At 67.4% G+C, this 20,584-nt stretch carries 17 protein-coding genes; 8 read left to right on the plus strand and 9 right to left on the minus strand.

The window, feature by feature from the left end:
* The 7 genes from ACFWPH_RS15950 to ACFWPH_RS15980 are packed head-to-tail and all read left to right on the plus strand — an operon-like array spanning position 1 to position 7,789.
* A complete protein-coding gene (locus ACFWPH_RS15950) occupies positions 1-1,467 on the plus strand; it encodes an MCE family protein (protein ID WP_378751551.1) in 1,467 nt (488 codons plus the stop codon).
* Positions 1,467-2,489 (plus strand): MCE family protein, encoded by a 1,023-nt coding sequence (locus ACFWPH_RS15955; RefSeq protein ID WP_378751553.1) that lies wholly within the window; start codon positions 1,467-1,469, stop codon positions 2,487-2,489. Before ACFWPH_RS15950 ends, ACFWPH_RS15955 begins: the two co-directional genes overlap by 1 nt.
* On the plus strand, positions 2,489-3,499 hold the full coding sequence (locus ACFWPH_RS15960) for an MCE family protein (RefSeq protein WP_378751555.1): 1,011 nt from the start codon (positions 2,489-2,491) through the stop codon (positions 3,497-3,499). Before ACFWPH_RS15955 ends, ACFWPH_RS15960 begins: the two co-directional genes overlap by 1 nt.
* Entirely contained in the window at positions 3,496-4,596 is a 1,101-nt protein-coding gene (locus tag ACFWPH_RS15965; protein WP_378751557.1) for an MCE family protein, read from the plus strand. Before ACFWPH_RS15960 ends, ACFWPH_RS15965 begins: the two co-directional genes overlap by 4 nt.
* Positions 4,597-4,625: 29 nt before the next feature.
* Positions 4,626-5,711, plus strand: a complete 1,086-nt coding sequence (locus ACFWPH_RS15970; RefSeq protein WP_378751779.1) for an MCE family protein — start codon at positions 4,626-4,628, stop codon at positions 5,709-5,711.
* Complete coding sequence (locus ACFWPH_RS15975) at positions 5,708-6,889, plus strand: MCE family protein (RefSeq protein ID WP_378751559.1); 1,182 nt, start codon at positions 5,708-5,710, stop codon at positions 6,887-6,889. The genes ACFWPH_RS15970 and ACFWPH_RS15975 overlap by 4 nt, the downstream gene beginning before the upstream one ends.
* A gap of 12 nt (positions 6,890-6,901) precedes the next feature.
* A complete protein-coding gene (locus ACFWPH_RS15980) occupies positions 6,902-7,789 on the plus strand; it encodes a hypothetical protein (RefSeq protein WP_378751561.1) in 888 nt (295 codons plus the stop codon).
* Between the two features lie 24 nt (positions 7,790-7,813).
* Here ACFWPH_RS15980 and ACFWPH_RS15985 read toward each other — a convergent pair whose 3' ends face one another.
* From ACFWPH_RS15985 to ACFWPH_RS16020, 8 genes are all read right to left on the minus strand, one after another.
* On the minus strand, positions 7,814-9,118 hold the full coding sequence (locus ACFWPH_RS15985; protein WP_378751563.1) for a TetR/AcrR family transcriptional regulator: 1,305 nt from the start codon (positions 9,116-9,118) through the stop codon (positions 7,814-7,816).
* A 157-nt stretch (positions 9,119-9,275) separates the two neighbouring features.
* Entirely contained in the window at positions 9,276-10,316 is a 1,041-nt protein-coding gene (locus ACFWPH_RS15990; protein WP_378751565.1) for an NAD(P)-dependent alcohol dehydrogenase, read from the minus strand.
* Positions 10,317-10,436: 120 nt separating this feature from the next.
* Positions 10,437-12,380: an acetoacetate--CoA ligase gene (locus ACFWPH_RS15995; RefSeq protein ID WP_378751567.1), complete on the minus strand. Its 1,944-nt coding sequence runs from the start codon at positions 12,378-12,380 to the stop codon at positions 10,437-10,439.
* Positions 12,381-12,580: 200 nt separating this feature from the next.
* A complete protein-coding gene (locus ACFWPH_RS16000) occupies positions 12,581-13,426 on the minus strand; it encodes an HpcH/HpaI aldolase/citrate lyase family protein (protein ID WP_378751569.1) in 846 nt (281 codons plus the stop codon).
* A gap of 76 nt (positions 13,427-13,502) precedes the next feature.
* Positions 13,503-13,982, minus strand: coding sequence for a MaoC family dehydratase (locus tag ACFWPH_RS16005; RefSeq protein ID WP_378751781.1), 480 nt, complete (start codon positions 13,980-13,982; stop codon positions 13,503-13,505).
* Between the two features lie 47 nt (positions 13,983-14,029).
* Positions 14,030-15,190, minus strand: a complete 1,161-nt coding sequence (locus ACFWPH_RS16010) for an acyl-CoA dehydrogenase family protein (protein WP_378751571.1) — start codon at positions 15,188-15,190, stop codon at positions 14,030-14,032.
* 82 nt (positions 15,191-15,272) lie between these two features.
* Positions 15,273-17,501 (minus strand): biotin carboxylase N-terminal domain-containing protein, encoded by a 2,229-nt coding sequence (locus ACFWPH_RS16015; protein ID WP_378751783.1) that lies wholly within the window; start codon positions 17,499-17,501, stop codon positions 15,273-15,275.
* A 5-nt stretch (positions 17,502-17,506) separates the two neighbouring features.
* On the minus strand, positions 17,507-19,126 hold the full coding sequence (locus ACFWPH_RS16020; RefSeq protein WP_378751573.1) for a carboxyl transferase domain-containing protein: 1,620 nt from the start codon (positions 19,124-19,126) through the stop codon (positions 17,507-17,509).
* A 95-nt stretch (positions 19,127-19,221) separates the two neighbouring features.
* On the opposite strand from ACFWPH_RS16020, the gene ACFWPH_RS16025 reads away from it, so the two are divergent.
* A complete protein-coding gene (locus ACFWPH_RS16025) occupies positions 19,222-19,827 on the plus strand; it encodes a TetR/AcrR family transcriptional regulator (RefSeq protein ID WP_378751575.1) in 606 nt (201 codons plus the stop codon).
* A gap of 189 nt (positions 19,828-20,016) precedes the next feature.
* On the opposite strand, the gene ACFWPH_RS16030 is transcribed toward ACFWPH_RS16025, so the two are convergent.
* Entirely contained in the window at positions 20,017-20,532 is a 516-nt protein-coding gene (locus ACFWPH_RS16030; protein WP_378751577.1) for a hypothetical protein, read from the minus strand.
* Positions 20,533-20,584: the final 52 nt, after the last annotated feature.

The raw sequence follows: 20,584 nt of genomic DNA on the forward strand, positions 1-20,584 counted from the left end.
ATGATCATCGATCACAGCGGCCGGGGGCCGCGACCGTGGCATATGACCGTGGCGGGTCTGGTGATGCTGACCGTGCTGGCGGTGCTGCTGGGTCTGCTCGGGCTGCGATATACGGGGCGTTTCGAGGACCGTGTCCAGGTACGGGCGGTGCTCACCAGTACCGGAGACGGACTGCCGGAGCGCGCGGATGTGAAGTTCCGGGGCATGGTGGTCGGGGCGGTATCCGCCGTGGACGTGGTGGCCGCCGGGAAACGGCAGCGGGTGGCGATCGATCTGGATTCCCGGATCGCACCGACCATTCCGGACAATGTCACCGCGCGGGTGATCCCGAACAACCTGTTCGGGGTCACCGGTATCGAACTCGTGGACAACGGCATCACGCCGGGCCGCCTGACCGCCGGCGCCGAGATCGCCGAGGACACCAGCGAGGGCACGGTCCAATTGCAGACCACACTCACCGTGCTGCGTGACGTGCTGGACAAGATGCAGCCCGAAAAGCTGGGCCGGGTACTGGCCACCTTCTCCGAAGCGCTCGACCCAGGGGCACGCGCACCGGGCTCGACGATCGAACGGCTGGACACCTGGGTCACCGAGGTACGCACTATCGACGGCGTCGGGGAATTGCTGGGTGATCTGGGCCGCGCGACCACCGCACTGAGCGAATCGGCGCCGGAGCTGGTGGGTGTGCTCTCGGAATCGGTGACCACCGCGCGCACCGTCACCGAACGCCGGGAGAACCTCATCACCATGCTCGCCAACGCCAGTGGGGCGGTGGATTCGGTGAACAGCCTGTTCGCCCGGAACCCGGACGCGGCCAAGGAATTGGTGCCCGGACTCGACGGCCTGTTCGGGTCGCTGGCACAGGATCCGGAGGCGATCCCCACGTCGGTGGCCAACCTCAACGCGGCACTCGGGAAGCTGTCGGGTGCGTTCGGCTGGGGCGCGCAGCGGCAGATGCGCTGGAGTCTGGATGTGTCGTTCACGCCGTTCCAGCAGTACACGGCGAAGGACTGCCCCCGCTACGGGGAGATGGCCGGTCCGCGCTGCGGTGGTCCGTCCGTTCCGCAGGTCGCGCCGGTACAGCAGTACCCGCCGAGCCTGCTGCCCGGCTGGCTGCCGGGCGCGGGCCCGAAACCACAATTACCCGCGGCGCCCGCGCCGGTACAGATTCCCGCGCTACCGCAGATTCCGGGATTGCCGGCACTGCCCGGCTTGCCCGCTATTCCGGGAATCACCGTTCCCTTGTTCCCGGCGCCCGCGGGATCGCCTGCACCGCCCGCACAGCCTGCACCGCCGGGGCAGCCGGCGCCCGCGGCGGCGCCGGCTGGTCAGCCGATCGCCCAGTTGCGTGGGCACGCCGCCGTGGCCGCGCTGCTCGGCCGCCAACCCACCACATCCGAATTACTGCTGCTCACACCGGTGCTGGCGGGTGGCACGATCGATGTCTATTCCGAGGGGGCCGCCTGATGCGCCTGGCGCGGACAATAGCCGGTTTCAGTATTTTCGCGGTGATCGCGATCGTGCTGACCTACACCATCTGGTCCACGCTGCAGCGGTCGGTGCCGGGGGAGACCGAAACCTATTCGGCCACCTTCACCGATGTGATGGGGGTCCGCGTCGGTGACGATGTGCGAATGGCCGGCGTGCGGGTGGGCCGGGTCGATGCGATCGAATTCGAACCGGACTACAAGGCCCGGCTGGTGCTGCGGATCCAGGAACGGCAGCGGCTCACCGACACCACCAAGGCGCTTGTGCGGTACCAGAACCTGATCGGGCAGCGGTATATCGCGCTGCTGCCCGGCGAGGAGAGAGGTGCGGAAGTAGCGCCGGGCTCACATATCCCGGTAGAACGCACCGAACCTTCCTTCGATGTCTCGGCGCTGCTGTCCGGGTTCGAACCGCTGTTCAGCGTGCTGCAACCGGATCAGATCAATTCCCTGTCCGACACGCTGGTCCAGGCGTTGCAGGGCGACGGGGTCTCGCTGAGCGCCCTCATCACCCAGGCCGCGGAGCTGGCCACCACCTTCGGGGAGCGCGACGAGATCCTGGGCGCGGTGATCACCAACCTGAGCAGTGTGATCGCCGGGCTGGCCAACCGCAGCCAGGAACTGGAAACACTGATAACCCAGACCAGAGGCCTGATGGATGCGCTGTACGCCGAGGGCGAGACCCTGAAGGCATCGGTGGATACGGTGGCGCGTTCCACCGATTCGCTGACCAACCTGATCGGCACGGTCAAACCGGATATCGCGCTGGCGCAGGACGAGGCGACCACCGCGGTGGAACTACTGCTGCTCAACGGCGCCGCGCTGGACCAGGCGGCGATCGAACTGCCGACCGTCCTCAACGGCCTGGCCCGGTTCACCAGCTACGGCGCCTACGGCAACGCCTATATCTGCAACCTGGACGTTTCGCTGTGGGGTGTGCTGTTCCCGCCCGGACTGTTCTCCCAGATCGGCGGGGATTCGCAATCGGAGGTGTGCCGCTGATGGCGAGGTTACGAATACCTTTCGCGAAGAACCGCTTCCTGTGGCAGGGGCTGATCGCCGCGGCCGCGGTGGCACTGCTGCTCATCGGATCCAGTGTGATCTCGCAGATGCGGTTCACCGACAAAACCGTGGTCGCGGAATTCGCGCAGGCCGCGGGCATGCGGGCCGGCGCCACGGTGGATGTGTCGGGTATCGAGGTCGGCGAGGTGCGCGCGGTGCGGCTGGCCGGCGACAAGGTCGAGGTCGAGATGAAGATCAGCCGGGATATCCGGGTGGCCACCGATGCCCGGGCAGCGATCAAGATGTCCACCATTCTCGGCCGGCTGCATATCGAACTGATCCCGGGCGCGGGTGCGGAATCGCCGGACAACCGGATTTCGCTGGCCAATACGGCCGTTCCGTACAACCTGGCCAAAGTGATCCAGGACCCGACCTACAAATCGTCGTTCGAGCGAATCGAGCGGATCGACCCCGGCAAACTGCGGCAGGCCCTGGACGTGTTCTCCCAGCAGATGGGTGATTCGCCGGAACTCGCAGTGACCGCGCTGGATTCGATCGGCTCGCTGGCCGAGGTGATCAACGCCCGGCGCGACGAGGTCGACATGCTCCTCAAGAGCATGGACCAGGTATCGCAGCTGGTGGCCGATAACCAGAACAGTGTGCTCATGCTGCTCACCCGCGGTGAGGCGATCGGCAACGCGGTGGCCGTACGCCAGGACATGCTGCGCCGGCTGCTGGACAATGTCGCCGCGCTGTCGGGCCTGCTGCGGGATATGGGGCTGGAGAACAACGGCCAGCTCGGCCCGCTGATCCAGAACCTCGACACCATGACGCAGGGCCTGGAGAAGAACAAGGACAACCTGGACCGGCTGTACGAGATCATGCCGGTCACCCTGCGGCAGTTCAACAATGTGCTGGGCAACGGGCCCTACGCCGATGTGTGGGCGCCCTGGTTCCTACCGGACAACTGGCTGTGCTTCGCACAGGTCGTCGAGGGGTGTGGTAAATGAGGCTGCGGAGGATCGCGCGTGTGGTCGCGGCCGGAATCGCCGGACTCTGCGCGGCCGGCTGTGCGGTACTGCCCGACAGTATCGCCGGGCTGCCGGAACAATATCTGGGCGAACATATCCGGGTCAGCGCAGATTTCGAGAATGTGGCCGGTCTGTACGCCGGTAACGAGGTCGCGGTGCTCGGTGTTCCGGTGGGCCGGGTGGAAACCGTGACCCCGCGCGGTAGCTATGTCGAGGTCACCATGGCCCTCGACAAGGATGTCGAGGTACCGGCCGATGCGATGGCCGCGCTGATCTCCCCGCAGCTGATCACCAACCGGCACGTCGAACTCGCACCGGCCTACAGCGGTGACGGGCCCACACTCACCGACGGCGCACATATCCCCCTGGAACGCACCCGGGTGCCGGTGGAACTCGACCGGATCCTGGAGAACTTCGACCAGCTCGGCGCCGCGCTCAAAGGCGACAACGAGGTCGGACCGCTGGCCAGCCGGGTGCTGTTCCCGCTGCTCGAAGGCAACGGTGACCGGCTACGCGAAACGCTCGACGATCTGTCCGCCGCCTTCGAGGTGACCTTCGCCAACAAGGACCAGATCGCGAACACCATCATCAAACTGAACGAAATCACCCAGGTCGTCGCCCAGAACGACCAGACCGTCCGCGATTTCAGCGCCCGCCTCACCGAACTGGTGCAATTGATGGGCGAGCAGTCGCCTGGTCTGCACGCGGTGCTCGTGCAGTTGAACGATTTCGTCACCAACACCTCGACCCTGGTCGGGCAGAACCGCGATCAGCTCGCGGGTGCGCTGGAGCGGTTCGTCACCATCACCGGCCAGATGCGGGCCAACGCTCGCGGACTCACCGAACTGGTGGACGTGGGCCCGCTGTTCTTCGAAAACCTCGCCAACGGTGTGAGCCACGAACACCGAGCCTTCCGAGTGCACGCGCTGCTGGACAAATCACTGCTGGACAACGAGGTGCTGTCCACCTTCTGCGAACGGATCCAGCTGCGCGCCGACGGGTGCCGCACCGGCCGGGTCCAGGACTTCGGTCCCGATTTCGGGATCACCGCCGCGCTGCTGGGGTTGACGCAATGAGCGGAATACGGGTTGGACTCATCGCTCTGATGCTGACTGGGGTGCTCGCAGTTTCGGGGTGTGGGGCGGTGACGGTGCAGAATGTGCCGATGCCCGAGCCGGGTATCGGCGGCCCCGGGTATACCGTGCGAGCTCGTTTCGAAGACGCGCTGAACCTGCCCGACCGGGCGCACGTGAAGATCGGTGGCACCGATATCGGGGTGGTCACCGATATCTCCACCACCGATTTCGTGGCGGATGTGAATTTGCTGATTCGCGAGGATATCCGGCTGCCGCACGGGACCACCGCCGAACTGCGGCAGGCCACCCCGCTCGGTGATGTCTTCATCGCCATGACCCTCCCGCGGGAAGACCCCAACGCGGCTCTGCTCGGCGAAGGCGATGTCATCGATACCGACCACACCGGTGCCGGCGCCTCGGTGGAGGAGCTCATGGTGTCGGTATCGATGCTGCTCAACGGCGGTGGTTTGAATCAGGCGGCTCGGATCACGGCCGAAATGGATTCGATGTTCGCCGGGCGCGCACCGCAACTGGCGCATCTGATCACCGAAATGACCCAGGTGCTGAGCGCCCTGAACGCGCGGACCGCCGATATCGACAGTGTGCTGCACGGCGTGAACGTGCTCACCGGTGAACTGGCCGCGCGGAAACAGGAATTGGGACAGGCCGCGGACGCGTTCCCCGATCTGCTGGGGCTGGTCGCCGAAAACAACCGCGATATCACCGCCCTGATCGAGAAGATCTCGGTGACCATGTCGGCGCTGGGCGATTTCACCGATACGACCAGCCCCGAATTCATCAGCCTGTTCGACAGCATCCGCCGGCTCATGGGCGGATTCACGGCCATGGGCGACAACCTGCGGCAGACGCTGGACGGGTTGCACGCCCTGTATCCCTCGCTGGAACAATCCTTCGAAGGACCGACGCTCGCGGTCGCGGCGCGAGTCTCCTACCTGAGTATCGGTGCGCTCACCGATCCGACGAAGAGCCGGCTGCCCGACGGCACCGATGTGCCGGCCTTCATCGGCAGCCTCGCCCAGGTATTGCAGAAGATCCAGGGCCGGTTGACCAGCCCGCCGCAGCCCGCCCCGGCACCGCAGGAGGGCCCGCGATGAATATTCCGTTGTGGAACTGGCTGGTCCGGCATCGGATCAGGGTCGCGAATATCGGACTCGTGGTGGTGCTGATCGCCGGATGCGGATACCTCGGCGCGGAGGTGCTGCGTATCAACCTGCTGCCCAACAGCACCTACCGGGTGACTGTGGAACTCGCCGGGTCCGGTGGGCTGCTGGCCGACCACGATGTGAACTTCCGCGGCACCCGGGTGGGGCGGGTGGCCGATGTCCGGGTATCCGATACCGGGATCGAAGCGGTCGCCGAAATCGACTCCGGGGTGCAGATTCCGGTCGGCGGCACAGTGGTGGTCGGGCGGCTGTCCGCGGTGGGTGAGCAGTACCTGGACTTCCGGCCGGACTCCGATACCGGTCCCTACCTGCGCGACGGTGACCGGGTGGCGGTCGAGCGTACCCATATCCCGGTGACGGTGCATTCGCTGCTGTCGAATATGAGCGCCATGATCAGTGGCCTCAATCCCGACCGGCTCACAGTGATCGTGGACGAACTGGACAAAGCACTGGCCGGGGGACCGGACCGGTTGCGCAATATGATCTCCGGGATCAGCCGGGCGATGGCGGGACTGGAGAATCTGCTGCCGCAGACCCGGCAGCTCATCGAGAACCTCACGGTGATCGCGGAAACCACGCAATACGCGCAACCCGATCTCGGCACCCTCACGGGCTCGGCGAGCGCATTGTTCCAGCAGCTGACCGCCGCCGACCAGGAGGTGCGGCAACTCCTGGACCTGGCGCCCGGGCAACTCGCCACGCTCAGCGGTTTCATCGACGAAACCCAGGACCCGATCACCAATCTGGTCACCAATTTCGTCGCCATCACCCGTGCCGCGAAACTACGCCAACCCGCGATCGCGGCCCTGTTCCCGGCGCTACGGGCGGGGACTTCAGCGCTGAACGTGCCGGTACACGACGGGATGTTCCACACCCTGGTCGATATCTGGCCGCGCCCCACCTGCGAGTACAACACCATTCCACTGGCGCCCACCGAACCGGTCGCCGATACTCGGGTGCGCCTGTACAACTACTGCGTCACCAACGATCCGGCCCTGCAGGTGCGCGGTTCGGCCAATGCGCCGCGGCCGAATGTTCCCGACAACACCGCCGGCCCGCCGCCGGGAGTCACCGGTAACGAACTGTCCCGTCCCATCCCGGGTCGTTAGGAGAAGACGAGAATGACCGATAAGCCCGCCGAACCCGCCGCCGGAAAGCCGGACGACGAGACGAAACCGGCGTCCGGCGAATCACCCGCCGACATTGCGAGGGCGAGCGCAGCGGGGCCCGACCCCGCGGCGGGCGAATCGGCAGGAGCAGCAACGTCGTCGGCGAAAACGGAGGTAGAAGTGCCGGGTACCACCGACGGCGACGCGGCGCTGAGCGGCCCGGACTCGACGGGGGCGGACCTGTCGGAATCGACCGCCCGGGCACCGGAAAAGGGTTCGGAGCCGGGCGCTGGATCGGCTCCGGAACACGGTGAGGCCGTATCGATGAAGAAGCTGCTCGGCGGGCGGCGCATGAGCAGATCCGATGGTGCGCCGGAACGGGCCGGCTCGGGATCGCGGCCGCGGGTATTGCTCGGGGCGCTGGCTGTGGCGGTTCTGCTGTTGATCGGTGCGGTGGGGGTCGCTGGGTATCTGTACGTCGAAGAGCGGGACAAAGCCGAGGTGCTGGCCGCATACGACGAGGTCCGGCAGGCGGCGTGCCGGTACGCGCCGGTGCTGGCCAACTACGACGCGAAGAATCTGGAACCGTATTTCTCCGCCGTCCTCGACGGCGCCACCGGTGACTGGAAGAAGGAATTCGAGACCACCACCACCGAACTGCGCGAGGCGCTGGCGGCCGGTCGAGTCGTTTCGACGGCCGGGGATATCCAGTGCGCGGTGAAGACCGCGGACGCCGGCTCCGCGGAGGTCGTGGTGGTGATCGGGCAGACCATCACCAGTCTGGGTACCCAGGGGCAGCCCGCGCCGGGACAGCTGGCCATGGTGATGCGGATGCAGAAAACCGACGGCCGCTGGCTCGTCGATCAGATGACCTCACCGCTGGACAAGCCGCTACAGTAACCGGCACGGCCGCCCCGGCCGGGCTCAGCTTCCGGCGGGGTGGCCGTACAGGACGGTCTGCATGAGTAGCGTGACCCGCTCCTGGGAGGCGATGGGGACGGTGCCGAAGGACCGTCCGAGATCGACGACCAGGGCGAAGGCGGCGTGCACCAGGAACCGCGCCTGCGGACCGGACAGGTCGGGCCGGACCTGGCGTACCAGCCGGGCCCATTCGTCCACGCTGAGCCGCTGAACGTTGCGCAGCGCGGCGCGTTCCTCGGCGGGGACGTGCTGGAACTCGGTGTAGTACACGAAGGTGAGTTCCCGTTCGGCGAACGAACCGGCCACATACTGGTCGATCAGCGAATCCAGCGCCTCCTGCGGCCCGGCGGCGGATGCCACGGCGGGGCCGATGGCGCTCGATACCCGTTCGGCGGCGCGCCGGAACGCGGCGGTGAGCAGATCGCTCTTCCCGCGATAGAAGCGGTACACCGCCGACGCCGCGGAAAGCCCGGCGGCGGTGGCGATATCTTCCACACTCACATTCGGATAGCCGCGGGCATGGAACAGTTCCACGCCTTTACGCAGCAGCAATTCGTGTTTGAACGATTCCGGTATTTCCACCGGCGGTGTGGGCGCGATATCCGCCGGCGGCGGCAGGGTGACGTCGGCGAGGCCCGTGCAGATCGAAACCAGCAGGGTGACAAGCGGTTTGGTGGGCAGAGCCGCATGGTGATCGGCAATGCTCGTGATGGCCGACAGCAGTGAAATCGCCAGCACCTTGCGGTCGCCGTTGCGCAGACCGGGGGAGTACGCGGCGAGCCGGCTCTCCAGAGCGTCCAGCACCACCGCCTGCTGTTCGGCGCGGATCTCCCGATCCGCCGGCTCCAGATAGCGACCCTCCCAGCGCACCAGCGCGACACTGGCCCGATTGGCGACGGTGACCGCGCTCAACGCCTCGAGGACCTGTTGCAGCGCCTGTTGCGGTGGCAGCTCCGCGGCGTCGGCCGGTAACCGGACGGATTCGGCCATCGCCTGGCCGACCCGCAGTGATTCCTCCTGGAACAGCGCGTACTTGCTCGGATAGTGCCGATACAGTGCGGCCGAACTGATCCCCAGGCCGCCGGCAATATCCTCCATGCTCACGCCGTGGTAGCCGAGGGACCCGAAGGCATTGGCCGCCGCGGCGGCGATCTGCGCCCGCCGGTTCTTCGGCCGCCGCCGCACCGGGCGCGCGGGCAGATCACCCGTGTTCTTGCGGGCGTCGGCGCCGTCTCCGGCCAGGTCGGCGCGGCCGCGCACGCGCACCGCGGGCGTGGACGGCCGGGCCCGGCTGTTGTCGACGCTCATCCCGTAATCCTATCGTCGGCCGACCGGCATCCATGTCCCGCACCCCCCGGTCAGGGAGGTATTCCGCCCTGGTCGGGCCGCGCGCACCGCCGGTGGGCGAGTTCGCGACGGGCGGTGACCTGTCGCGAACTCGGTGGTCGTTGCTGCTCGGCTGGGGTTACGGCACGATCACCGCCCGCCCACGCAGGGTTCCGGCGGCGAGCCGGCGGTAGGCCTCCGGCGCATCGTCCAGGGAAAACCGTTCGACGGCGATATCGAGGACACCGTCGTGCGCGAGATCGATGAGCTCGATCAGTTCGGCGCGGGCGCCCCAGTACGGCGCGGTGGCGGTCGCCTCGTACGGGCTGACGCCGAAACCGATCCGCGCGCCCGATTTACCGTCACCGATACCGACGATGGTCACATCGGAATGCACTCCGGCCACCGCCATCGCCGTATCGGTGGTGGGCTGGAAGCCGACGAAATCGAGGACCAGGCTCGCGCCGGCCGCGCCGGTGATCTTGCGGACATTGCCGGCGGCGTTCGCGTCGGAGAGTACGGCCTCATGGGCGCCCACCGACCGCGCGAAATCGAGCTTCTCGTCGTTGACGTCCAGCGCTATCACCCGCGTGGAAGTCAGGTGCCGCAACAGTTGGATGGCGACATGGCCGAGGCCGCCGCTGCCGATCACCACGGTCCACGAGCCCGGGCGCAACTTACCCAGCGAGCGTTTGATGGCGTGGTACGGGGTGAGACCCGCGTCGGTGAGCGGCACGGTGGCCACCGGGTCGAGATCGCCGATCGGCACCAGGTGGCGCGCCGAATCGACGATCAGATATTCGGCGATGGCCCCCGGTGCGCCGAGTCCGGGCGGGAGAATGCGCAGCTCGGCCGCGCGGGAACAGTAGTTCTCCATGCCCTGCGCGCAGAACCAGCAGTTACCGCAGCCCCACGGGCCGTAGACCACGACATTCGTTCCGATATCGATCCCCCGGACCCCCGCGCCGACGGCCGCGACCTCTCCGGCGCCCTCGTGCCCGAGGGTCAGCGGGAGCTCGATACCGAAGTTCTCCGGCGGATTGTTCATGACGAAATCGTCGGAGTGGCATACACCGGCCGCGGTCACCCGGAGCAGTACTTCGCCGGGGCCGGGTTCGGGGGTGGGAATTTCGCGGACCTCCGGTTCCGCACCGACGGCCACATGCTGCAGAGCCTTCATAGCGTGCCTGTCCTCTCCCTGAGCCGAACGACTGTGTGCGTACAGGTGGAGCGGGCCTTGCTTCTGGATCAGCTCGGTTCAGGCTAGTTCGCACACCAACCCGCCCGGTGGATTTTGGGGTCAGCGGCCGCCGGGCGGGCGGATATCGCGGTACCAGTCGAGTAGGGCGGGGTCGTCGACGGCGCTGCGTTCCACTACCCGGGCCGGGTCGGCGCCCTGGAACAGGCGTTTGATCGGTACCTCGAGCTTCTTGCCGGTGCGGGTGTGCGGGACGGCGGGAGCGGCCAGGATCTCGTCGGGGACGTGGCGCGGCGAGACCTCGGTGCGGATCACCTCCTTGATCCGGTCGCGCAGGTCGTCGGTGAGTTCGGCGCCGGGGGCGAGGACGACGAACAGCGGCATCCAGTAGCCGCCGTCGGGCTGTTCGGCGCCGATGACCAGGGCCTCGCTGATCTCGGGTAGCCGTTCGACGGCCTGGTAGATATCGGCGCTGCCCATCCGGATGCCGTGGCGGTTGAGGGTGGAATCGGAGCGGCCGTGCACCACCACGCTGCCGTGGCCGGTGCGGGTGATCCAGTCGCCGTGCCGCCATACGCCGGGGTAGGTGTCGAAGTAGGCGTCGTGGTAGCGCGCGCCGTCGGGGTCGCGCCAGAAGCGGACAGGCATGGACGGCATCGGCGCTGTGACCACCAGTTCGCCGACCTCATCCCGCACCGGCTGCCCGGCCTCGTCGAAGGCGTCCAAGGCGACCCCCAGATACGGCGCCGACAGTTCGCCCGGCCATACCGGGACAGTGCGCACCCCACCCGCGAACGCCGACACCACATCGGTGCCGCCACTGATGGACGCCACGGGAACCCCACCGGTGTTCTCGTGCAACCACAGCGAGGAGGCGGGCGGAAGCGAGGATCCGGTGATGCCGATGAGCCGCAGCGCGGAGAGGTCGTGATCGGTCGCGGGGACCGAACCCGCCTTGATACAGCCCAGGACGTAGCCCGGGCTGGTGCCGAGCACCGTGGTGCGGGTGCGGGCCGCGATCTCCCACAGAGTATCGGGCCGCGGATGGGCGGGACTGCCGTCGTAGCAGACGATGGTGGCGCCGGTGAGCAGGCCGGCGATCTGGAAGTTCCACATCATCCAGCTCGGGCTGGTGTACCAGAGGAAAGTATCGTCGAGTCCGATATCGGATTGCAGGGAAACGGCTTTGAGGTGCTCCAGGACCACGCCGCCGTGACCGTGCACGATTCCTTTGGGTAGCCCGGTGGTGCCCGAGGAGAAGACGATCCACAGGGGATGCGCGAAATCGACCGTTTCGGTTTCCGGGAGGGTGTGCCCGGCCGGGTCCGCGGCCACCGGCCACGGTGTGCTGTCGGGGATCTCGTTCCCCAGCCGGGAGACCACGACGGTGGCACGCAGGGTGTTCAGCCCGGCGCGCAGCGCGGCGATATCGGCGCTCTTGTCGTGTGCTTTTCCGCCGTATCGGTAACCGTCGGCAGTCACCAGAACCGTGGGCTCCAGCTGGCCGAGCCGATCCAGGGCGGCTTTGGCCGAATAGTCCTGACCACAGGCGCTCCATACCGCGCCGACCGCCGCGGTGCCCAGGAAGGCGATCACGGTCTCGGTGATATTCGGCAGATAACCGATCACCCGGTCGCCGGGCCGGACACCCAGTCCACGTAGCGTCCGCGCGAACGCGGCCACGCCGGCGAGCAGTTCGGCCCAGGAGGTTTCGGTGACATCCTCGGTACCCTCTGTGACCTGCACTATCGCCGGACGGTCGGTACGGGCCTGCGCGATCACTCGGTCGACATAGTTCAGGGTGGTCCCGGGAAACCATTGTGCCCCCGGCATATCGGGCCGGGCCAATACCTCACCTGCGACGGGCCCGAGGTCGAAGTAATCCCAGAGCGCCGCCCAGAAATCGGCGATATTGTCCACCGACCAACGCCACAGGGCGTGATAATCCGGTAACTCGGTGCCCGTCCGTGTTTCGACGAAGCGCGCGAAATCCGTGACCCGGGCGTCGGCGATATCACGTGCGCTGGGGACCCACTGTGGTTCCACCGCAGAAACCTCCTGTGTTCATCGGTAATCCTTGCCCAGCCGGGCGCCGCAGGTCGAGTATCGGTGACAGATGTCGATCGTCGCCGGCTTCCGTACCGGGACGGACCGGGACAGTCCGGTGAAAAACCCCGGGCCCGGCCCGATGATTCATCGGGCCGGGGCGCCGGAGGTCCTGTGCGTGGCGGGGCATAGTTGGCTGGTCAGCCGAGATTTCCGGCAGGCCGGTGGACGGCTCGCTGCAGTATCTGCTCGGCGTGGCGGAGTAGCGGAGAATCCACCATTCGGCCCTCGTAGGTGAAGACACCGCGGTGGTTCGGAGCGGCGGCGAGTACGCCCTCGGCCCAGGCGATCTCTTCGGCCGAGGGGGCGTAGGCCGCGCGGATCACCGGGATCTGGGAGGGATGGATGGCGACCTTGATATCGAAACCCACGGCCACCGCGTCTTCGGCTTCGGCGCGCAACCCATCGAGGTCACGGATGTTCAGGTACACCATGTCCAGGGCGAGCCGCCGGTATGCCTTCGCGGCGAGCAGGCCGGTGCTGCGCAGATGCAATGCCACATCCCGGTAGCTGCCGTCCGGGCGCCGGGTGCCGGTACCGCCCAGGGCGGCGACGAGATCCTCGACCCCGCACATCACGCCCAGGATGTTGGGTGCGGCGGCTATCGACTCGATCGCCAGCGCTCCCGCCGGGGATTCGATGAGCGCGAAAACCTCGTACCCGGTGAGACCGGATACCTGTTCGGCGGATTCGGTTTTCGGCAGCATGATCAGCCGGTACTCGGTGCTGCGCAGGGCCTGCAGGTCCAGGTCGTGGTCGGCGGTGCCGGCGGGGTTGACCCGGACCACGGTGGTGGCGGGGTCGAGCGGGGTTTCGGTGAGTGCCGTGCGGGCGGCGGGTTTATCGGCCGGTGCGACACCGTCCTCGAGGTCGAGGATCACCACGTCCGCGGTGTCGGCGGCCTTGCGGTAGCGCTCGGGCCGATCGGCCGGGCAGAACAGCCAGGCCGGTCCGGTCGGTTGCCACTGGTTATCTGGAACTGTCACCGGCTTTTCCTCCTGTATGCCCGGGCGCTACCCGGATACGCCTGCACGTCCCGCACAGTCCGGTGTGGCGCGGAGTTCACGCCTGCTCCGCCGGACGCATTCGGATCATGGCGTGCCGGGTCGCGATACCCACGACGGCGCCGTGCTGGTTGCGCGCCACATGCCGGAACGTAACCACACCCTGGCCCGGCCGGCTCTTCGATTCGCGTTTCTTCAGGACCACGGTTTCGACATAGATGGTGTCGCCGTGGAACAGTGGCGCCGGGAATTTCACATCCTCGAACCCGAGGTTGGCGACCGTGGTGCCCTGGGTGAGGTGCGCTACCGCCAGCCCGACCATGGTGCCCAGGGTGAACAGCGAGTTCACCAGCCGCTCGTGGAACGGTTCCTGGGCGTCGCTGTAGGCCTTGTCGATATGCAAGCCCTGATTGTTCATGGTGAGCGTGCTGAACAGCACGTTGTCGGTTTCGGTCATGGTGCGGCCGGGCCGGTGCTCGTAGAGCACACCGGTTTCCAATTCCTCGAACCACAGACCGGACTGTACGACCCTTTTCAGGCCGGTGGTGTCGTGCTCGACATTCTTGGTGATCTTGTCCTCGCCGCTCACAGCCCGAGCTCCCGTCCGATCAGCATCAGTTGTACTTCCGTGGTGCCCTCGCCGATTTCCAGGATCTTGCTGTCGCGGTAGTGGCGGGCCACCGGGTATTCGTTCATGAACCCGTAGCCGCCGAAGATCTGGGTGGCGTCCCGGGCGTTGTCCATCGCGGCTTCGCTGCCCACCAGTTTGGCGATGGAGGCCTGCTTCTTGAAAGGTTTTCCGGCCAGCATGAGCGCCGCCGCGTCGTAGTAGGCGGTACGGGCGGTATGCGCGCGGGCCTCCATCCGGGCGATTTTGAAGGCGATGGCCTGATTGCTGCCGATCGTCCGGCCGAACGCCTCGCGCTCACCGGCATAGCGCACGCATTCGTCCACACATCCCTGCGCCGCGCCCACCGAGAGCGCGGCGATGGCGATCCGGCCCTCGTCCAGGATGCGCAGGAAGTTGGCGTAGCCGCGGCCGCGTTCGCCGAGCAGGTTCTCCTTGGGCACCCGGACATCGGTGAACGTCAGCGGATGGGTGTCCGAGGCATTCCAGCCGACCTTGTTGTAGGCGGGTTCGGCGGTGAAACCGGGGGTATCGGCGGGCACCAGGAGGGTGGAGATCTCTTTCTTGCCGCCGGTCTGCCCGGTTACGGCGGTCACGGTCACCAGGGCGGTGATATCGGTACCGGAGTTGGTGATGAACTGTTTGTTGCCGTTGATGATCCAGCTGTCACCGTCCTCGACGGCGGTGGTGCGGGTACCGCCGGCATCGCTTCCCGCGCCCGGTTCGGTGAGCCCGAAAGCACCCAGCTTCTCGCCACTGGCGAGCCGGGGCAGCCACTCCTGCTTCTGCTTCTCGTCACCGAACCGGTAGACCGGCATGGCGCCCAGCGAAACCCCGGCCTCCAGGGTGATGGCGACGCTCTGGTCGATCTTGCCGAGTTCTTCGAGAGCCAGGCACAGCGCGAAATAGTCGCCACCCATCCCGCCGTACTCCTCGGGGAACGGCAGGCCGAACAGGCCCATCTTCGCCATCCCCGCAATGACCTCGTACGGGAAACTGTGCTCGGCATCGTGTTTCGCCGCCACGGGCGCGACGACCTGGTTCGCGAAATCCCGGACGGTCAGCGCGAGGTCGCGGTAGTGGTCGGGCAGGGTGCCGGTGGACAGGAAATCGCTCACCTTTGCCTCTTCTCGTTCTCGGAGTGGTACAGGGTCGCCGTGTCATCCGGCGTCCGCCCTGTGGTCGTCGATCCGGTGGGAATCATTTGGGATCGGCACCGATGTTTTCGGCGGAACGCGCGGGCCTGGTTGTCCCGGCGCTCGATGCGGGCCCGGCGACTCCCGTGGAGGGCACGGGGCCCGAGCCGCCGGGCCCCGCGGATCCGATTGCAGCAGCCCCGGCCGCCGACCCCCCTGACAGGGCGTCGTCGGTTGCCGGGGCCGAGCCCGCGGATTCGCCGGTGGCGGCGGTCTCGGCGTGGACCCGGGCGAGAACCTCGTCGAGCCGTACCGAAGCGCCGGCCGTCACCAGGAGCTCGACGGTTCCGGCGAGCGGCGCGGTGAGCGAATGTTCCATTTTCATCGCCTCGACCACCAGGATCGGATCGCCGGCCGCCACTGCCGCACCGGTCTCCGCGGCGACGGCGAGCACGGTTCCGGGCATCGGGCTGCGGATCTCGGCATCGTGCACCGCGGCGGCATCGGCCCGGACCGATTCCTCGGGCAGCTCCCGCACCGCCGCGACGCCGCCCGGACCGGTCACCCAGAGGGTGCCGTCCGACTCCGCAACCCGGTAACCGCGTCGCAGGCCGTCGAGGGTGAGGGTGACGGTGCGCACGGAATCGTCCGAACCCTGCCCGGCTGCCCGCCCCAGTTCCGCCGTCACCGATATCGGTTCGGCGTCCTCGACGCGCAGGTCGGCGGAGTCGGGGGTGCCGGTGAGGTAGACGTGCACCGTCCGGTCGCCACCCGCCAGCCGGACCCGGATCGGTGCGGCCGCGCCGACCCGCCATCCGGTGGGGAAGGACCACGGGTCGGCCGGTCCCTGCGGCCACTGCCGCAGCCAGCGATACACGGCGGCGGCCGCGAAAATATCGTCGGGCACCGGGGCCGGCGTGAAATCACCGGCGCGCCGGTCCAGCAGCGCGGTATCCAGGCGACCCGCCACCACATCGGGGTCGGCCAGCAGGAAACGCAGGAAATCGGTGTTGGTGCGCACTCCGAGCACCGCGGTGTCGGCGAGTGCCCGGTCCAGCGCGGCCAGGGCGGCGGCGCGGTCGGGGCCGTGCGCGATGACCTTCGCGAGCATCGGGTCGTAGTCGCTGCCCACCACCGTGCCCACCGCGAGCCCGGAGTCCACCCGCACACCTGGACCGGCCGGCTCCTGGAGATCGAGAACGGTGCCCCCCGTCGGCAGGAAACCGCGACCCGGATCCTCGGCATACACCCGCGCCTCGACGGCGTGACCCTGCAGCCGGATATCGTCCTGCTGCAGCCGGATCCGCTGCCCGGCGGCGATCCGAACCTGGCATTCCACCAGATCGAAACCGGTGACCATTTCGGTGACCGGATGTTCCACCTGCAGGCGGGTATTCATCTCCATGAAGAAGAACTCGTCCGGGCGGTCGGCGGAAACGATGAATTCCACCGTGCCCGCGCCCACATAGTCCACGCTGCGCGCGGTGGCGCAGGCGGCGGCACCGATCCGGGCACGCGTCTCGGCGTCCAGCAACGGTGAAGGTGCTTCCTCGATCACCTTCTGATGCCGGCGCTGCAGACTGCATTCCCGTTCACCCAGATGCAGCACGGTGCCGTGGGTATCGGCCAGGATCTGCACCTCGATATGCCGCGGGCGGGTGACGAACCGCTCCAGGAACAGGGTGTCGTCGCCGAATGCGGAAGCTGCCTCCCGGCGGGCGCTGACCAGGGCGGCGGGCAGGTCGCCGGGGTCGTCGACGCGCCGCATACCCTTACCGCCGCCGCCCGCGGACGGTTTGACCAGCACCGGATAGCCGATATCGGTCGCGGCGGCGATGAGTTGGTCATCCGTCAGACCTGGTTCGGCGATCCCCGGGACCACCGGCACACCCGAGGCGGATACTGTGGTCTTGGCGGTGATCTTGTCGCCCATGATTTCGATCGCCTTGGCGGGCGGCCCGAGGAAAACGATTCCGGCGGCATCCAGTGCGGCCGCGAAAGTGGCGTTCTCGGAAAGGAATCCGTATCCCGGGTGCACGGCCTTGGCGCCGGTGCGGCGGGCGGCGTCCACGACGCGGTCGATGTTCAGATAGCTGTCGCGGGCGGCGGCGGGTCCCAGCCGGACCGCGATATCCGCGGCCTGAACATGCGCGGCCTGCGCGTCGGCATCGCTGTATACGGCCACCGACCGCAGGCCCATGGCACGCAGGGTGCGGATGACGCGGACGGCGATCTCACCACGATTGGCGACCAATACGGTGTCGAACGGCAGGGGATGGTTGGTGTTCAGCATCGTCATCACATCCTGAAGACGCCGTAGGAGACCGGTTCCAGCGGCGCCTGGGCGCACACCGAGAGAGCCAGTCCGAGCACGGTCCGGGTATCGGCCGGGTCGATGACCCCGTCGTCCCAGAGCCGGGCGGTCGAATAGTAAGGATTGCCCTGCGCCTCGTACTGGCGCCGGATCGGTTCCTTGAACGCCTCCTGATCGGCTTCGCTCCAGGGTTGACCGTTGCCGTCGAGTTGATCGCCGCGCACGGTGGCCAGCACCGAGGCCGCCTGCTCACCGCCCATCACCGAGATCCGGGCGTTCGGCCACATCCACAGGAACCGCGGCGAGTAGGCCCGCCCGCACATCGAATAGTTCCCGGCGCCGTACGAGCCGCCGATCACCACGGTCAGCTTCGGTACGCGCGCACACGCCACCGCGGTGACCATCTTCGCGCCGTGTTTGGCGATACCGGAGGCCTCGTAATCGCGCCCGACCATGAACCCGGTGATGTTCTGCAGGAACAGCAGCGGAATCTTGCGCTTATCGCAGAGTTCGATGAAATGCGCGCCCTTCATGGCGGATTCGCCGAACAGCACACCGTTGTTGGCGACGATACCCACCGGATGTCCGTGGATATGCGCGAAACCGGTGACCAGAGTGGTGCCGTATTCGGCCTTGAACTCATGGAATCCGGTGTCGCCGCCGGGATCGGCGTCGACGAGGCGGTGGATCACCTCACGCACGTCGTACGGGGTGCGCAGATCCACCGGGACCACGTCGTAGAGGTCATCGCCGGGGACGGCGGGTTCGCGGGCGTCGCGTACCTCCCACGCCGGTTCGGGCCGGGGGCCGAGCGTGCCGACGATCCGGCGCACAGTGCGTAGCGCATCCCGGTCGTCGTCGGCCAGATGGTCGGTGACCCCGGAGGTGCGTGAATGCAGGGCGCCGCCGCCGAGTTCCTCGGCCGTCACCACCTCGCCCGTCGCGGCCTTCACCAGCGGCGGGCCGCCGAGGAAGATCGTGCCCTGATCCCGCACGATCACCGCTTCGTCGCTCATCGCCGGCACATAGGCCCCGCCCGCGGTGCACGACCCCATCACCGCCGCGATCTGCGCGATCCCGTGCGCGCTCATAGTGGCCTGGTTGTAGAAGATCCGGCCGAAATGCTCGCGGTCCGGGAACACCTCGTCCTGTTCGGGCAGGTAGGCGCCACCCGAATCGACCAGGTACACGCACGGCAGGTTGTTGTGCAGCGCGACCTCCTGGGCGCGCAGATGCTTCTTCACCGTCACCGGGTAGTAGGTGCCGCCCTTGACCGTGGCGTCGTTGGCGACGATCACGCATTCGCGGCCCGCCACCCGTCCGATACCGGTGATGATCCCCGCACCCGGCGATTCGTCGCCATACATGCCGTTGGCCGCCAGCGGGGAGAGTTCCAGAAACGGGCTGCCCGGGTCCAGCAGTTGATCCACCCGGTCGCGCGGCAGGAGTTTGCCGCGGTCGATATGGCGCTGCCGGGCCTTCTCCGGACCACCGCGGGCGGTCTCGGCGAGGCGGCGGTGCAACTCGTCTACCAGGGCCTGATTGGCGGCCCGGTTATCGGTTGCCGGCCGGGCGGCGGTCGCGGGGCTCGCGGTGCGGGTCATCACATGATCCTGCCCATCTGAGTTAATCGCTGATAACTGGAATTCAGGTTAATCTTGACTAACCGAGTTGTCCAGAGAATGCCGAAGGAGTACGGGTGACCAGCGCCGATTCTGCCACCCCGACCAGTCGGGAGCTGCGCAAACAGCAGCGCCGCGACCAATTACTGGCCGCCGGCGCCCGGCTGATCGCCGAACGCGGCTACCTCGGTATGCGCCTCGACGATCTCGGCGCGGCGGTCGGCATAAGCGGCCCCGCGGTCTACCGGCATTTCCCCAACAAGGAGGCCTTACTGGTCGAACTCCTGGTCGGCATCAGCCGCCGCCTCCTCGACGGCGGCACCGCGGTCGCCGTCGACGCGTCGGGCCCCGCGGAAGCGCTGGCCGGTCTGGTGGACTTCCACCTCGATTTCGCCCTCGGCGACCCCGAACTCATCAGCATCCAGGACCGCGACCTCGACAACGTCCCGCCCCCCGCCCGCCATGAGGTCCGCCGCACCCAGCGTCGCTACGTGGAGATCTGGGTACGAGTGCTCTGCGACCTGACCCCCGAACTCGACGAGGGCACCGCTCGCATCCAGGCCCACGCCGTCTTCGGCCTGCTCAACTCCACCCCGCACAGCGCCGGCCCCGCCCGCGGACGCACCCGGACGGTGCTGCGCTCGATGGCGTTGACGGCGCTGACCGGTCGTTTCACCGAGTGACTCCGGTGGGACTACGCGGCCACCGCCTGAGCGTCCCCTTCGAATTCGTTCTCGACAGGGCCGGCGCGGTCACCGTACCGGTGCCCTTCGGCGTCTGGACCCCAGCGAACCCAGCCCACGCAGCGGCCTCCTCCGCCGTCGGCAACCCTTTGAACGGCGTGCTTGCGCTGTCCGGGCCCGGCGAACCAGCTACGCGGCGATACGGCGCGGTCCGAAAGCGGCGTCGAGACGTCGCACGCGCTGCGCCAGCGTCGGGCTGTACAGGGCGAAGTAGAGCCGCAGGAAACCGGGGATCAAGTGTGCGTTGCGGATTTCGTGGTCCATCATCGAGTCCACGACCGGACGCCCCATCACCTCGGCCACTCTGTGGTCGACGCGATAGATGATCCGCCGGAGCCGCAGCGCAGACATGAGCAGGTAACCGAACACGTAGCACGCGAGTAACACCGGCAGCACCACTGCGCTCGAAGTCCCGCTATAGGCGGCAAGAAAGACCAGCGGATAGCCGATGGCAATGAAGCAGAGCACGTAGATGACAGCAGCCTTGACCGCCCCGGTCCGAAAGAGATTCCCGAGCACGATCACGATCGCGAGTGCGCCGTCCTGCTCGGCGGCAGGAAGGCGGCCGAATCCGGCGCCGACTTTGATTGCCGGCTTCCACGTCCAGGCAGGTACTCGCAGTCCCGAGGTGCTCCACGTCGGCACATTCCCAGCCACGATACGTGGCGCCCGCACACCGAAAGCTGCGGCAAGTTCT

The organism is Nocardia sp. NPDC058499 (genome assembly GCF_042719915.1).
GTDB lineage: Bacteria > Actinomycetota > Actinomycetes > Mycobacteriales > Mycobacteriaceae > Nocardia.

Coding starts and splice junctions, on each gene's coding strand:
- ACFWPH_RS15950 (WP_378751551.1), top strand. CDS start 1: ATGATCATCGATCACAGCGGCCGGGGGCCGCGACCGTGGCATATGACC.
- ACFWPH_RS15955 (WP_378751553.1), top strand. CDS start 1,467: ATGCGCCTGGCGCGGACAATAGCCGGTTTCAGTATTTTCGCGGTGATC.
- ACFWPH_RS15960 (WP_378751555.1), top strand. CDS start 2,489: ATGGCGAGGTTACGAATACCTTTCGCGAAGAACCGCTTCCTGTGGCAG.
- ACFWPH_RS15965 (WP_378751557.1), top strand. CDS start 3,496: ATGAGGCTGCGGAGGATCGCGCGTGTGGTCGCGGCCGGAATCGCCGGA.
- ACFWPH_RS15970 (WP_378751779.1), top strand. CDS start 4,626: ATGCTGACTGGGGTGCTCGCAGTTTCGGGGTGTGGGGCGGTGACGGTG.
- ACFWPH_RS15975 (WP_378751559.1), top strand. CDS start 5,708: ATGAATATTCCGTTGTGGAACTGGCTGGTCCGGCATCGGATCAGGGTC.
- ACFWPH_RS15980 (WP_378751561.1), top strand. CDS start 6,902: ATGACCGATAAGCCCGCCGAACCCGCCGCCGGAAAGCCGGACGACGAG.
- ACFWPH_RS15985 (WP_378751563.1), bottom strand. CDS start 9,118: ATGAGCGTCGACAACAGCCGGGCCCGGCCGTCCACGCCCGCGGTGCGC.
- ACFWPH_RS15990 (WP_378751565.1), bottom strand. CDS start 10,316: ATGAAGGCTCTGCAGCATGTGGCCGTCGGTGCGGAACCGGAGGTCCGC.
- ACFWPH_RS16015 (WP_378751783.1), bottom strand. CDS start 17,501: ATGCTGAACACCAACCATCCCCTGCCGTTCGACACCGTATTGGTCGCC.
- ACFWPH_RS16020 (WP_378751573.1), bottom strand. CDS start 19,126: ATGACCCGCACCGCGAGCCCCGCGACCGCCGCCCGGCCGGCAACCGAT.